Here is a 13,494-nt window from a genome sequence, read left to right as displayed (position 1 = left end):
AGAGATCGACGTGAGCAAAGACGCCCGCGACACGGTAAGCGTGTTCGACCTGGCCAAGGCCCTGCCCGGAATGGCACTCGACGCTCCCGGCATGCTGCGCAACGCGCGCGGAATGCTGGTGGGGCCCAAGGACAAAGCCTCCATCGGGCTGTATTTCCAGCGGGTCGCGCACCGCAGGCCCGACCGGGTGTTCCTGCGTTTCGAAGGCCGCTCCTACACCTACCGCGCCGCCAACAGCGAGGTGAACCGGTACGCCGCGGTGCTTTCCGTGCGCGGGGTGCAGCGCGGTGATGTGGTCGGTGTGCTGATGACCAACCGGCCCGAAACCCTGTTCACGGTACTGGCCGTGCTCAAGCTCGGCGCCACGGTCGGCCTGCTCAACTACAACCAGCGAGATCAGGTGCTGGCACACAGCATCGGCTTGCTGGGCAGCGTGCTCACTGTCGTCGGCGAGGAGTGCTCGGAGGCGCTGGATTCGCTGCCCGAGCCCGCGGCGAATGTGTTCACCGCCGAGGAACTGGACGAATCCGCTCGCACCGCAACCGATTCCGACCCCGCCGTGTGCGAGCAGGTCCTGGCAGGGGAGCGGGCGTTCCTCATCTTCACCTCCGGCACGACCGGTCTGCCCAAGGCCAGCGTGATGACCCATCAGCGCTGGACCAAGAGCATGTCCGGGCTCGGCGGGCTCGGCATCCGGTTGCGTGCCGACGACGCCCTGTACTGCTGCCTGCCGCTCTATCACAACAACGCGCTCACGGTCGCGCTGTCGGCCGTGCTCGCGGGCGAATCGACCTATGTGCTCAGCCGCAAGTTCTCGGCGTCGGGGTTCTGGGGCGAGATCGCACGCGAGCGGGCGACCGCGTTCATCTACATCGGTGAGCTGTGCAGGTACCTGATCAACCAGCCGGTGCGGCCCGGTGAGCAGGGCAACCGGGTCCGGCTGGCCGTCGGCAACGGGCTGCGGCCCGAGCTGTGGGACGAGTTCCGTCGCCGGTTCGGGATCGGCCGGGTGGTCGAGTTCTACGGGTCGAGCGAGGCGCCGCTGGCGTTCGTCAACGCGTTCGGTATCGACCGGACCGTCGGCCTGTGCCCGCTGCCCTACGCGGTCGTCGAGTACGACGACGAGACCGGCCATGCTCGCCGCGGTAGCGATGGGAAGCTGCGCCGGGTGCGGTCCGGCGGGGTCGGGCTGCTGCTGGCGAAGGTGAACAACCGCCAGCCGTTCGACGGCTACACCGACGAGAAGGCGTCGGAATCCAAGCTGGTGCGTGACGGCTTCAAGAAGGGCGACTGCTGGTTCGACACCGGCGACCTCGTCCGCGATCAGCATTTCTGGCACATCGCGTTCGTCGACCGGCTCGGCGACACCTTCCGCTGGAAGGGCGAGAACGTGGCGACCACCGAGGTCGAGGGCGCACTCGGGCACGACGCGAGCATCGAGCAAGCCGTTGTCTACGGTGTCGACATTCCCGGCACCGACGGCAAGGCAGGCATGGCAGCGATCACGTTGTCCGCCGAGGCCACCTTCGACGGGAAGACCCTGGCGACGACCGCCTACGGGCGGCTGCCGCTGTACGCGGTCCCGCTGTACGTGCGCGTGGTCGCCGAATTGGAGCAGACCTCGACGTTCAAGAGCCGGAAGGTGGAATTGCGCAAGCAGGGTTACGCGCCCGACCCCGACAGTCAGCTGTACGTGCTGTCCGGTCCGAAAGACGGCTACATCCCCGCTTACGACGAATACGCCGAAGACGTCGCGTCCGGTCGCGCCCCGCGCTAGCAAGGTAACTTCTGATTTCGCATGAACATGGGTAACTTGTCGGGGACGGGCAGACTTTGCCGACGCCTGTCCGCAGGTCGCCAACGCGAATTCCGACCACTCGAGTCTGGCCATAAGTCGCGGAGGGGCGGGAATGCACATGGGTAACTCGTCGGGCACGCCCGGACCCCGACCAGAGAACGAACCGCCTGCCCGGAGCACAAGCAGTCGCGGTCCCGAGTTGTCGGCAGAAGTCTCGGGGAGGCGGAACGAGACTTTTTGTGGGCGTGAAGTGGCGACCGATCGCGCGTTGGTGATGGCGATCGTGAATCGCACGCCGGACTCGTTCTACGACCGTGGTGCCACGTTCAGCGACGAGGCCGCGATGGAACGGGTTTCGCGTGCGGTGGACGAGGGCGCCGATCTGGTCGACATCGGCGGCGTGAAGGCGGGGCCGGGGGTCACCGTCGACGCGGCCGAGGAAACGCAGCGGGTGGTGCCGTTCGTCGCGGCGATCCGGGCGAAGTATCCGGACCTGTTGATCAGTGTGGATACCTGGCGCGGTGAGGTCGCGCGGGCGGCGGTCGCCGTCGGTGCCGACCTGATCAACGACACCTGGGCCGGTGCCGACCCCGACCTCGTGCACGTCGCCGCCGATACGGGTGCCGGCATCGTTTGCAGCCACACCGGTGGCGCCGTGCCGCGCACCCGTCCGCATCGTGTTCGGTATGCCGATGTGGTGGCCGAGGTGACCGCCACCGTCGTCGCCACGGCCGAAAATGCTGCGGCCTCGGGCGTGCGAGCCGATGGGATCGTGATCGATCCCACCCATGATTTCGGAAAAAACACCTATCACGGGCTCGAGTTGTTGCGCGGAATCGACGGTCTTGTAAAAACCGGATGGCCAGTACTGATGGCACTGAGCAACAAGGATTTTATCGGGGAGACTCTAGGGGTAGGTCTTACCGAAAGGGTCGAGGGCACACTGGCGGCAACCGCATGGTCGGCCGCCGCGGGCGCTCGGATCTTCCGGGTTCACGAAGTCGCCGAAACCCGGCGGGTCGTGGACATGATCGCCGCGATCCAGGGCATCCGTCCCCCCGCACGAACTCTGCGAGGTCTGGCATGAAAATCCAACACCGCGAGCCCGCCTGGGCCACCACCCACACCTGGGACACCCCTGACTGGACGGTCGGCGAACTCGTCGCCGCCAAGGCGGGCCGCACCGTTTCGGTGGTGCTGCCCGCGCTGAACGAACAGGACACCGTCGCCGATGTCGTGGCCAGTATCCGGCCGCTGCTCGGCACGCTCGTCGACGAACTGATCGTGCTGGACTCCGGGTCCACCGACGCCACCGCCGAACGCGCACGCGCGGCGGGCGCCGAGGTGATCTCGCGCGAGGAAGCCGTTCCCGAGCTCGAGCCGGTCCCCGGCAAGGGCGAGGTGCTGTGGCGATCGCTGGCGGCCACCACCGGCGACCTGATCGCCTTCGTCGACTCCGACCTGATCGACCCCGACCCCGACTTCGTGCCCAAGCTCCTCGGCCCGCTGCTGACCATGGAGGGCACGCACCTGTCCAAGGCCTACTACCGCCGCCCGCTGCGCCAAGGCGAGTCCGTCGACGCGAACGGCGGCGGCCGCGTCACCGAACTCGTCGCCCGCCCCCTGCTGGCGGCCCTGCGTCCCGAACTGGCCCAGGTCCTCCAGCCGCTCGGCGGCGAATACGCGGGCACCCGCGAACTGCTCACCGCGGTCCCGTTCGCGCCCGGCTACGGCGTGGAGATCGGCCTGCTCCTCGACACCTACGACCACATGGGCCTGGATGCCATCACCCAGGTCAACCTGGGCGTGCGCACCCACCGCAACCGCCCGCTGTCCGACCTGGGCGTGATGAGCCGCCAGATCCTCGGCACCGCGCTACGCCGCAGCGGCGTCCCCGACTCCGGCGCTCCGCTGACCCAGTTCCCCTTGATCGAAGGCGAATTCATCGCCCACACCACCACGGTCTCGCTCGAAGACCGACCCCCGATGAAAACCCTTCGACCGGAACAGGTCGCGGCGTAGCCGAATTACTTCGAGCGCCGCATCGCCGTAGACCGGTGCGGCGCTTGTCGTCTCAGCCCCGCGGTTGCGAACGGGTGGTGAGCAGGCCTGCGGTGAGTAGGAGGATCAGCAGGATCGCGGCCAGCAGGACCTGGGGGTGGAGGCCGAGGATAGTCGGATTGTCGAATCCGGGGTCCTCGATGGCGGTGCCGGGGAACAGGAACGCGGCCAGTAGACCCAGCCAAGGGGTGGCGAGGAGGGCGCAGGACGTCCAGATCCGGGATCGGGTGATGTTGCCGCGACCGATCAGCAGGATCAGTGCGAGGGCACCGAGCAGGATGGACATGACGATGTATTGGGCATCGTGGAATTTCGCGTGCGGCGGCCAGTCGTCGTTGCGTAGGTGCTGGACAGCGCCGCCCGGGATGACGAAATCGGCCAGCAGGGCACCGAATGCGGTGATGACCGCAACGAGCACGGCGAGAGCGCGTGGAGCGGACAGACTTCTGGAGACGATGGTCGTCATGTCACGAGGTTCCTTGCTGGTGTGGGGTTTTCGAGGCGCGGCTGCGCAGGAAGTCGTCGATGACGTCGCGCACATAGTCGACGTCGAAGGTCCGATGGGAGACCAGTCGCCGGAAGAACAGCGGACCATGCAGCTGATCGACGGCTAGATCGATATCGAGTTCGGCCGGCAGTTCGGCACGGGTAACGGCCTGGGCCAGAATCGCGCGCACCGCCCGGGTTCCCGACCGGTACAGCGCCTCCTTGACCTCGGCGAATTTCGGGTCGACAGCGGCCCTTTCGATCATCACGCGCATCCCCTGCTCGGTCACCGGGTCGTGCAGCATCGCGCGGGTGGCTGACAGCTCGGTCAGCAGATCGGCACGCAGATCTCCGGTCGGCTGCGACTGCGCGAGGGTGATGTGCCTGGTCAATGTGGCGCGGACCAGATCGGTCGGCTCCGGCCAGAGCCGGTACAGCGTGGCCCGGCTGATTCCACTGTGGGCCGCGACCGCGCCATGCGTCAGACCGGCCACTCCCTGCTCGACCAATAGCTCTCTGGCCGAGGCGAGCGCAGCATCGAGACTGCGCACCGTTCGTGGGTCGGGTGGTCGCACGGCGCTCCTTTCGAACACTCTGTTCCAGAACTTCGATACAAACTGTATCGAAGTGTGTAGTAGATGAACAGTCGGTGCGTGCCACTGCCTACATCGGGTTGATGGTTTGCCCCGATGGCGTCCACGCCATCCGCCCCGCATGCCACGAGTCTCTAGGTTTTGGCACTTTCTCCGGGGCCGTGGATCGGACCATCCAGCGTTGCTAGGGGTTTCGCTGTGGCGCCGCTCCGTTCGGCGAGAATTTGGCCGAGGATGGAAATCGCGGTTTCCTCGGGGGTGTTGGCGTTGAGATCGAGGCCGAGAGGGCTTCGGATGCGGGCGATTTCGGTGTCAGCGAGGCCGGATTCGTGGAGGCGGGTGGTGCGGTCGGTGTGGGCTCGGCGGGAGCCGAGGGCACCGATGAAACCGACTGTTGGTAGGCGTAGGGCCGAAGTCAGGAGAGGGACGTCGAATTTGGGATCGTGGGTGAGGACGCAGATGACGGTGCGGTTGTCGATGCGGCCCGCATCCTGTTCGGCTTCCACATAGCGGTGCGGCCAGTCGACCACCACCTCGTCGGCCGCCGGGAAACGGGCTGGGGTGGTGAAGGTTTCACGGGCGTCCACGACGGTGACGTGGTAGCCGAGGTTCGCCGCGGCGACGGTCATGGCACGGGTGTAGTCGTTGGCGCCGGCCAGGATCATCCGGGCGGGGGAGCGGAAGACCTGAACGAACGTGCGGGGGCGTTCGGCCAGGGCGGGCGTGCAGTCCTGGGCGCCGATGAGTCCGTTGTGGCCTGCGGCGAGGAGGGCGGCGGCGTCGTGGTCGAGGCCGCGCCAGGGGGCGCAATCGCCGGGGCGCAAGAGTTTTCGGTCGGGGGTCGGTTCGAGGGTGGTGGCGTAGGCGACCGGGTGGTGGACGTCGAGTGCGGTGTGGAGTGCGCGCAAGGCGGGCAGATCGTTGTGGTCGAGGCGTTCGACGAAGACTTCGATCTCGCCTCCGCACGGGAGGCCGACGTTGAGTTGGTCGGCGGCCGCGAACCGCTCGCGGCTCGCGTGGCCGTCGAGGAGAACCTGGCCTGCGGTGGTGAGCACCGCCGATTCGACGCAGCCACCGGACAGTGAGCCGAGCACGCGGCCGTCGTCGGTCACCGCCATCGCGGCCCCGGTCTCGCGTGGACCCGCACCTGTCCGATCGACGATCCTGGCCAGCGCCACGGCCTGATCGGGGAGCAGTTCGAGCAGCTGTCCGAGGAGATCACGCATGACGCACCGGCCTCTCACAGTCACCGTCGAGGCGTTGTGACCTGCTGACCAGCCTAGCTATCGTCGAGCATTCGCGCGCGGCGAGAAGCGCTCAGTCGAGGATCTCGCGGTGCTGCAGACCGGCGGAAACCGTACCGGCGTGGAAGAAGTCGCGGAAGATCGCCACCGCGTTGTCGGCGGTGAACACCTCTTCGGGGTAGACGTAGGTGTCCTCGTCGCCGTGCGGGAGGTACACCGTCGGCAGGCCGAGTCGGCCGCCGGGTAGTCCGAGGGTGAAGCGCCGGGTGACGTGGTCGACCCTCGTGCGCAGTTGCAGGGTCATGGCATCCGCCGAACCGGCGCAGCCGAGCGCGAGATCGCCGCGCGCCGAACTCACCGTCGTGGTGACCTCGGTGGCGGGCACCGGCTCGGACAGCACGGTCAGATCGAGCGCGTAGCGCTGGCGACCATCCATCCGCCGCAACGGGCGCAGGAAGCTGTCCACGTCCTCGTGCGGGCCGATGAAGACCTTCAGGCGGTCGCTATAGGTCACGCGATGGGTGGTGACGATGACGTCGCCGGTAGCCGGCTCCGCCTCGAAGGGCGGAACGGGCCGTGGGTGACCTGCCGCGCGTACCGGCAGAACCCGGCATGCGCTGGCCTCTGGAGACGAGAACATGTGATGCTCACCTACTCACACTCGGTTACTCGCTAGCAATCTAACCATCGCGGACGACTTGTGATCCATAACAGTACAGTGATGCAGATCACTAAGCACGGAGAGTTTAGATCAGCCTAGGGACGAACCCGGGTCGTAGCCAACTTGGGGTCTGTTTCATGGCGGTATACCGGGGTGAGTAGATCCGCATCAACCGGTTCACCGGTAGCGCGGTCGTACCGGACTGCGATGAGAACCGAGAACAAATGACTGCTCGCACGCTCGTGCAGGGTCGCCAATCGGGTCGCCAGCAATCGGATCGCACCCAGCGAGCCGGGCGGATGCAGGCCATCGATCAACATGATGCTGCCGCGGCGGTCGGGCCGGGGGAGCCGGGCCAGGTAGGCGATGTCGTGCGGTTCGGTGCCACCGGGGCGGTAGACACGGCGCGCGGCCCTGTCCTCGATGCCGCGCCGGGTATCGCCCGCTCTGGTGACGGTCCGGCGCAGGCGCGGATCGGCCACCACGAGCTGGCGCAGACTGGGCGAGAGCTCGGGGCCGCCGAGGATCACCAGCCCGTCGCGATTGAGGTCGATCGGCCTGCCCGGCATGAACGTCTCGACGTTGGCGGCGAAGCCGAGTTGGCGCAGCAGCTCGGCCAGGCGCTGAGCGGCTTGCGGGTCGGGTGCGCCGAGTAGCCTGCCCGAGCGGACCTCGGGGGCGAGCACGGTCAGTGTGCCGTGGCCGAAGAACAATCCTTCGGGAACTGGGCCCTGGGTGCTCACCTGGTGGATGCGCGCACGCGACAATCCGGCGGCGGCGCCGATCCGGGCGAACGTCCAGCCGTCGGCATGGAGTTCTCGGATCACGGCCCGCCGGATCCTGGTTAGTTCGTTGATGGTCTGCTGAGCAGCCGCCACCCCGTCGGTGGCTGCTTTGAGTCTCTCGACCTTGTCCTCGATCGCGAAAACTCGTGCCACGTCATCGGCCGACATGTGCGAAGTCTAGACAGCTCGACAGCATTGTGTGTCTATAACCGTTGACATCGAACTGTCTTGCGAGACAACACCCTCGGATGCGGATTTATCGGCAAATCACAGAGAAGCGAGGTCGTCGCCGCAGAGTCCGACCGGCGCGATCTCGTAGCAAATGCCGACCGTGCGGTGTGTTCGGTGGTCTAGGTCGCGTCGTAGTCGACCGGGGGGCGCTCGTTGTGCTCGAGCGACTTCTGCGGCGCGGGTGTCGACGGGGCACCGGGCATGCCGCTGCTGGTGCCGAACAGTTGCTTCTTGTCGGGCACCGCGCTCTCCAGATCGCGCAGCACCGAATCGTCGCCGCCCAGCAGGTGTTTGGTGACCACGGCCCGCGGGCTCATCCCGCGCAGCTCGTTGAGCTCCGCGAGCGGCTTGCGCAGGTCGTCGAACTCCGGTCCGAGTTCCTGCTTCAGCTGGGAGGTGGCGCCGCTGGCGTAGTCGCGTGCCTGGCGCAGCGCGCCGGTGGTCCAGCGGACAGCGCCGGGCAGTCGCTCCGGGCCGAGGATCACGAGGGCGGCGACGAGCAGGATCATCATCTCGCTCCACCCGATGTTGCTGAACACGAATCCAGGTTACCCGGCGCGCGCGCCCGCAGGTCAGTCGGATTCGAGGGTGACAGGCACGTCCACCTGCCTGCCATCGCGGATCAACTGCACGTTCACCGTCTCGCCGATCTTGCGCGACTGCACCGCGACCACCAGCTCGTCGGGCCCGGTGACCTCGCGGTCGCCGACCCGCACCACCACGTCGCCCTCGACGATGCCCGCCTTGTCGGCGGGGCTGCCCGGCGCCACATCGGCGACGGCCGCACCGCTCATCACCTCGTTGGCGACGGTCTTGGTGCGCGCGCTCAGGCCGATCACCGGGTGGTGCATCTGGCCGTCGCGGATCAGGGTCTGGGTGACCGTGGTCATCACGTCGACCGGGATGGCGAAGCCGAGGCCAACCGAACCGCCGGTCTCACTGCGGATGGCGGTGTTGATGCCGATCACCCGGCCCTGCATGTCGACCAGCGCGCCACCGGAGTTACCCGGGTTGATCGCGGCGTCGGTCTGCACGGCGTCGATGACCGCGTTGGTATCGCTGCCCTCGCCCGCGAGCTTCACGGGGCGGTGCAGGGCGCTGACGATGCCGGACGTGACGGTCTTGCTCAGGCCGAGCGGTGAGCCGATCGCGAGCACATCGTCGCCGACCTGCACGTCGGCGGATTTGCCGAGATTGGCCACCGTCAGGTTCTTCGCCTCGACCTTGAGCACCGCGAGGTCGGTCTTGGGATCGCGCCCGACGATCTGCGCGGGCACCCGGGTGCCGTCGGAGAACTGCACCTGGATGGCGGCCCGGTTGGACTTGTCGGTCGCGGCCATCGAGATCACGTGATTGTTGGTGACGACGTAACCCCCGCCGTCGATCACCACACCGGAACCGGTCGCGCCGTTGTCGCCGACCGTGGCCCGGATCGAGACCACCGAGGGCAGTACGGCATTGGCGACGGCGGCGATCTGGCTGTGCGGTGTCTCGACACCCGCGCTCTGATCCAGCGTCACCTTGCGTGAGGTGAGCGTGGACGCGGTCTCGGCGGTGACCCGGCCGACGAGCCCGCCGACGACGGCGATGCCGAGTGCCAGCGCGGCCAGCATCGCCAATGCCTTGGGCGCCACCCGCGAACCGAACAGCACCTCGCGCGCGCTCAGCTTGTCCGCGACAGGCAGCCGGACGGGCGGGGGAGTGTCCACCGCGGGAGCGCCGAGCCGGGCCGCCGCGTCGGGATCGCGCCACGGGTCGACCGGACCCGCGATGACCGTCTTCGGCTCGTCGGCGCCGGGCTCGCGCTGCAACAGCTCCGAGGAGCCCTCGGGCCGGGCGAACGCCTCGGCGAGCACACCGTCCGGCGGGCGCTGCACGAGTCCTTCGTCGGCGCCTCTACCGGCCGCGCGCTGTGGATCGTGCGGTGCGAACGAACCGGCTTGGCCGTTCGGGCGGCGGAACGCACGCGCGGTGTGGCTGTCGATGTGCGGCCGGTAGACCGGGCGCGGACCGAGGCTCGGTGCGTCGGAAGGGCGCAGCGTGCCCCGCTTGTCTCCTGAATCCGAGTGCTCGGCCGATCCGGAATTCGTCGATTCGCCTGTCACGTCGCAGACTCTACTTGCGCCGCCACGTTGTCCACCGGGTCGCGGTGAAGGAATCTGTGATGAATCCGAGAAATGCCTCGTTACGGCGTTGCGGTTCGGGTGCGTTGCCGGGGAGATCGGCCAGCGGGATGCGCGAGAGGCTGTCGTGCAGGCTGCGCGGAATCGCCACCTCGGCGGCCCGGCGCAGCGCGATCCGCGCCTGCTGCTGGGCATCGACCTCGGCCGCGCATTCGGGGCAGACCGAAAGATGCTGGGCGGCACGCAGATAGGCGTTCATTCGCAGTTCGCCGTCGACGAAGGCCGCGACAGCCTCGCTGGCCAGATGCTCGGTGGGCTGAAAGCGCGGCGGGCGACCTGCGGCACTGGGATCCACGCTCATGCCCGCACCTCATCGGCGCTCGGTTCCGGCATGACCGGGGTCACGGCGTGGTTCCTCTGCCGCTCGCTTCGCTCACTCACGCGGAGTTCTTCCTTCCGACCGACATCAACCGAGAGGCCCCGGTGACGTCGAACGCCCGTCACACCGATGGGGCTTGCGCGGAGTACCGCTGCTCACTTCCATTATGCGCGAGGTACTCGCGCAATGCCTGACGCCCGCGATGGATCCGGCTGCGCACGGTGCCCAGTTTCACACCGAGCGTGGCGCCGATCTCCTCGTAGGACAGACCCTCGATGTCACACAGCACGACCGCGGCGCGGAACTCCGGCGCCAGCGAATCGAGTGCTTTCTGCAGGTCGGGGTCGAGGCGGGAGTCGTGGTAGGCGTCTTCGGGGGTGGGGCCTTCGGCGGGTACCCGGTCGTAGTCCTCGGGCAGCGCTTCCATCCGGATGCGGTTGCGGCGGCGGACCATGTCGAGGAACAGGTTGGTGGTGATGCGGTGCAGCCAGCCCTCGAACGTGCCGGGCTGGTAGTTCTGCAGCGAGCGGAATACCCGGATGAAGGTGTCCTGGGTGAGGTCTTCGGCATCCTGGGCGTCGCCGGAGAGGCGGTAGGCCAGGCGGTAGACCCGGTCGGCGTGCTCGCGGACCAGCTCGTCCCACGACGGCATGGCGGCGCGATCGCCGGTCGCGTCGAAAGCGGCGGTGCCGGTGAGTTCGGCGTCGAGTTCTTCGGCTTCTGCCGCGGTGAGTTCGGCGGGCAGAGTCTGGTCGGTGGCGTCTTGACGTGCCGTGTCTACCATCGGGATGGGACACCTCCTACTCGGGACCGCTGGCACGAAACCTGGCTGGTCCGGGTCAGCGAACCTTGCTTATCGACAATCAACCAGCAACTGTGTGCGGTTGTTCCCGAGTCTCGTGCCCGCCGCGATCGGCTGGCCTTGCGTAGGGCAACTATTTCCTGCCCTGATATGGGTCAGATGTGGAGATCCTGAGTGTGACCTGAGAATTCTGGTCAGAATCAACCCTAGTCCCGTCGGCAACGAAGAACTAGCAGTTCCGGGACCGTTGTGACCGATCCGCAAATCTTCGGCAATTGTCCGGGATCTGCGCGACACAGTGCCGGATCCGTCCCTTTGCTGAATACACAGACCCCTCCGGTGGCCTAGCCTCATAGCTGTGGCATCGAACGTGGAGCGGAATCTGGCCTATGTGGAGGAGTCCGTCGTCGAGGACGAGGTTCTTCTCGAAGCGCGCGAGCGGGCCACCGAATTGGGTGCCGCGCCGGTGCCGGCGGCGGTCGGTGCACTGCTGAGCATGTACGCGCAGATGCTGGGCGCGCGCTCGGTCGTCGAGGTGGGTACCGGGGCAGGCGTCAGTGGGCTGTGGCTGCTCGACGGGATGCGCGAGGACGGGACCCTGACGACGATCGACTCCGAACCCGAGCATCAGCGCGCGGCCAAGGAGGCGTTCCGGACCGCCGAGATCACGCCGTCGCGCACGCGACTGATCAACGGGCGCGCGCTGGACGTGCTGCCCCGGCTGGCCGATGGCTCCTATGACCTGGTCTTCATCGACGCGGCGCCGATGGAACACCCCCATTACGTCGAACAAGGCGTGCGGTTGTTGCGTGAGGGCGGCGCGTTCATCCTCAACAACGCGCTGCTCGGTGGGCGCGTTCCTGATCAGTCTCAGCGCGACCCGGCCACGCAGGCGGTGCGCGCGGCGACCCGCGCGATCGCGGAGAATCCGGAGCTCACCAGCGTCTTGATCCCGATCGGTGACGGTCTGCTCTGCGCGTCACGGGGATGAGGTGTTGGCGGGCGGCCGCCTAACTGACCCAGATTCCTTTGCCTACGGTGACCACACCGCCGTTGCTGACCGCGAAACGCTCCCGGTCACGATCGAGATCGAGGCCGATGATCTCGCCCTCGCCGACCACTACGTTCTTGTCCAGGATCGCGTGGCGCACCACCGCGCCACGCCCGATCCGCACACCGGGCATCAACACACTGCCCTCGACCGTGGCGCCGTCCTCGATCACCACATTCGAGCTCAGCACCGAATTACGGACCGTGGCCGCCGACAGGATCGAGCCCGCCCCGACGATCGATTCCTGGGCGAGCCCGCCCTGGGCGAATTTCGCGGGCGGCAGGTTCTCGGCGGCGCCGCGGATCGGCCAGTGCTTGTTGTAGAGGTTGAACACGGGGTGCACCGAGACCAGGTCCATGTGCGCCTCGTAGAAGGCGTCGATGGTGCCGACGTCGCGCCAGTAGCCGCGGTCGCGTTCGGTGGCGCCGGGGACGTCGTTGTCGGCGAAGTCGTAGACGGCGGCCTGGCCGGCGGCGACCAACGTCGGGATGATGTCGCCGCCCATATCGTGGTCGGAATCGGAGTTCTCGGCGTCGGCGCGGATCGCGTCGACCAGCACGCGCGTGGTGAACACGTAGTTGCCCATCGATGCGAACGTCACGTTCGGGTCGTCGGGAGTGCCCGGCGGGTGCGCGGGCTTCTCCAGGAACTGGGTGATCTTGCCGGACTCGTCGGTGTCGATGCAGCCGAACGCGCTCGCCTCGGCGCGGGGCACCCGGATCCCGGCGACAGTGACGCCAGCGCCCGAGGCGATATGGCTGGCCACCATCTGCTCCGGGTCCATCCGGTACACGTGGTCGGCGCCGAACACCACGATGTAGTCGGGGTCCTCGTCGTAGATCAGGTTGAGCGACTGCATGATCGCGTCGGCGCTGCCGGTGTACCAGCGCGGTCCGAGACGCTGCTGCGCGGGCACCGGGGTGATGTACTCACCGGTGAAACCGGACAGCCGCCAGGTCTGTGAGATATGGCGATCGAGCGAATGCGACTTGTACTGGGTGAGGACGCACAGGCGTAGATATCCCGCGTTCACGAGGTTGCTCAACACGAAGTCGATCAGCCGGTACGCGCCACCGAACGGAACCGCGGGCTTGGCCCGGTCGGCCGTGAGTGGAAACAGTCGTTTGCCCTCGCCACCGGCGAGCACGATCCCGAGTACGTGCGGCTGGCTCCTCACCCTGCTCAAAGTACAGGGCCAGCGCGGCAACGGTGGCCCATGTCGACCCGAGGGTCTAATTTAGGACCAGTGAGTGACGGCACCGACAGCGAGCAGACTCCGG

At 67.3% G+C, this 13,494-nt stretch carries 14 protein-coding genes; 4 read left to right on the top strand and 10 right to left on the bottom strand.

Annotated elements, in window-relative coordinates; genetic code table 11:
• The first annotated feature begins 10 nt into the window (after positions 1-10).
• The 3 genes from ACFXKN_RS16875 to ACFXKN_RS16865 all read left to right on the top strand — a co-directional run bounded on the left by ACFXKN_RS16875 (position 11) and on the right by ACFXKN_RS16865 (position 3,820).
• Positions 11-1,777 (top strand): long-chain-acyl-CoA synthetase, encoded by a 1,767-nt coding sequence (locus ACFXKN_RS16875; protein WP_378940540.1) that lies wholly within the window; start codon positions 11-13, stop codon positions 1,775-1,777.
• A gap of 139 nt (positions 1,778-1,916) precedes the next feature.
• Positions 1,917-2,885 (top strand): dihydropteroate synthase, encoded by a 969-nt coding sequence (gene folP, locus ACFXKN_RS16870; protein WP_378940539.1) that lies wholly within the window; start codon positions 1,917-1,919, stop codon positions 2,883-2,885.
• The gene (locus ACFXKN_RS16865; RefSeq protein WP_378940538.1) at positions 2,882-3,820 is read left to right on the top strand and encodes a glucosyl-3-phosphoglycerate synthase; all 939 of its coding nucleotides are present in this window, start codon (positions 2,882-2,884) and stop codon (positions 3,818-3,820) included. The genes folP and ACFXKN_RS16865 overlap by 4 nt, the downstream gene beginning before the upstream one ends.
• 52 nt (positions 3,821-3,872) lie before the next feature.
• Here ACFXKN_RS16865 and ACFXKN_RS16860 read toward each other — a convergent pair whose 3' ends face one another.
• The 9 genes from ACFXKN_RS16860 to sigE all read right to left on the bottom strand — a co-directional run bounded on the left by ACFXKN_RS16860 (position 3,873) and on the right by sigE (position 11,145).
• On the bottom strand, positions 3,873-4,325 hold the full coding sequence (locus ACFXKN_RS16860; protein WP_378940537.1) for a DUF6640 family protein: 453 nt from the start codon (positions 4,323-4,325) through the stop codon (positions 3,873-3,875).
• A gap of 1 nt (position 4,326) precedes the next feature.
• The gene (locus ACFXKN_RS16855) at positions 4,327-4,920 is read right to left on the bottom strand and encodes a TetR/AcrR family transcriptional regulator (protein ID WP_378940536.1); all 594 of its coding nucleotides are present in this window, start codon (positions 4,918-4,920) and stop codon (positions 4,327-4,329) included.
• 152 nt (positions 4,921-5,072) lie between these two features.
• A complete protein-coding gene (locus tag ACFXKN_RS16850; RefSeq protein ID WP_378940535.1) occupies positions 5,073-6,164 on the bottom strand; it encodes an XdhC family protein in 1,092 nt (363 codons plus the stop codon).
• Between the two features lie 91 nt (positions 6,165-6,255).
• Complete coding sequence (locus ACFXKN_RS16845; RefSeq protein ID WP_378940534.1) at positions 6,256-6,822, bottom strand: hypothetical protein; 567 nt, start codon at positions 6,820-6,822, stop codon at positions 6,256-6,258.
• 116 nt (positions 6,823-6,938) lie between these two features.
• Positions 6,939-7,796 (bottom strand): hypothetical protein, encoded by an 858-nt coding sequence (locus ACFXKN_RS16840; RefSeq protein WP_056813397.1) that lies wholly within the window; start codon positions 7,794-7,796, stop codon positions 6,939-6,941.
• Between the two features lie 182 nt (positions 7,797-7,978).
• Positions 7,979-8,398 (bottom strand): Sec-independent protein translocase protein TatB, encoded by a 420-nt coding sequence (tatB, locus tag ACFXKN_RS16835; RefSeq protein WP_378940533.1) that lies wholly within the window; start codon positions 8,396-8,398, stop codon positions 7,979-7,981.
• A 33-nt stretch (positions 8,399-8,431) separates the two neighbouring features.
• Positions 8,432-9,964: a trypsin-like peptidase domain-containing protein gene (locus ACFXKN_RS16830; protein WP_378940532.1), complete on the bottom strand. Its 1,533-nt coding sequence runs from the start codon at positions 9,962-9,964 to the stop codon at positions 8,432-8,434.
• Between the two features lie 10 nt (positions 9,965-9,974).
• On the bottom strand, positions 9,975-10,343 hold the full coding sequence (locus tag ACFXKN_RS16825; protein ID WP_378940531.1) for a hypothetical protein: 369 nt from the start codon (positions 10,341-10,343) through the stop codon (positions 9,975-9,977).
• A gap of 139 nt (positions 10,344-10,482) precedes the next feature.
• Positions 10,483-11,145, bottom strand: coding sequence for an RNA polymerase sigma factor SigE (sigE, locus tag ACFXKN_RS16820; RefSeq protein WP_378940530.1), 663 nt, complete (start codon positions 11,143-11,145; stop codon positions 10,483-10,485).
• A gap of 376 nt (positions 11,146-11,521) precedes the next feature.
• Between sigE and ACFXKN_RS16815 the strand changes: the two genes are divergently transcribed.
• Positions 11,522-12,154 carry an O-methyltransferase gene (locus ACFXKN_RS16815; protein ID WP_378940529.1) on the top strand — a complete coding sequence of 211 codons (633 nt, stop codon included), beginning with the start codon at positions 11,522-11,524 and terminating at the stop codon, positions 12,152-12,154.
• 19 nt (positions 12,155-12,173) lie between these two features.
• Here the strand turns inward: ACFXKN_RS16815 and glgC are convergent, their stop codons facing one another.
• Complete coding sequence (gene glgC, locus ACFXKN_RS16810; protein WP_378940528.1) at positions 12,174-13,391, bottom strand: glucose-1-phosphate adenylyltransferase; 1,218 nt, start codon at positions 13,389-13,391, stop codon at positions 12,174-12,176.
• Between the last annotated feature and the right edge of the window lie 103 nt (positions 13,392-13,494).

Origin of the sequence: Nocardia sp. NPDC059195, from assembly GCF_042754695.1 — a bacterium.
Taxonomy (GTDB): domain Bacteria; phylum Actinomycetota; class Actinomycetes; order Mycobacteriales; family Mycobacteriaceae; genus Nocardia.
The sequence above is the reverse complement of the archived record's forward strand: the minus strand, read 5'-3'. Positions and strand labels throughout refer to the sequence as shown.

Bases quoted from the DNA above. Each gene is read 5' to 3' on its own strand.
- folP (WP_378940539.1), top strand. From the start codon at position 1,917: ATGGGTAACTCGTCGGGCACGCCCGGACCCCGACCAGAGAACGAACCG.
- ACFXKN_RS16840 (WP_056813397.1), bottom strand. From the start codon at position 7,796: ATGTCGGCCGATGACGTGGCACGAGTTTTCGCGATCGAGGACAAGGTC.
- ACFXKN_RS16825 (WP_378940531.1), bottom strand. From the start codon at position 10,343: ATGAGCGTGGATCCCAGTGCCGCAGGTCGCCCGCCGCGCTTTCAGCCC.
- sigE (WP_378940530.1), bottom strand. From the start codon at position 11,145: ATGGTAGACACGGCACGTCAAGACGCCACCGACCAGACTCTGCCCGCC.
- ACFXKN_RS16845 (WP_378940534.1), bottom strand. From the start codon at position 6,822: ATGTTCTCGTCTCCAGAGGCCAGCGCATGCCGGGTTCTGCCGGTACGC.
- ACFXKN_RS16860 (WP_378940537.1), bottom strand. From the start codon at position 4,325: ATGACGACCATCGTCTCCAGAAGTCTGTCCGCTCCACGCGCTCTCGCC.
- ACFXKN_RS16850 (WP_378940535.1), bottom strand. From the start codon at position 6,164: ATGCGTGATCTCCTCGGACAGCTGCTCGAACTGCTCCCCGATCAGGCC.
- ACFXKN_RS16865 (WP_378940538.1), top strand. From the start codon at position 2,882: ATGAAAATCCAACACCGCGAGCCCGCCTGGGCCACCACCCACACCTGG.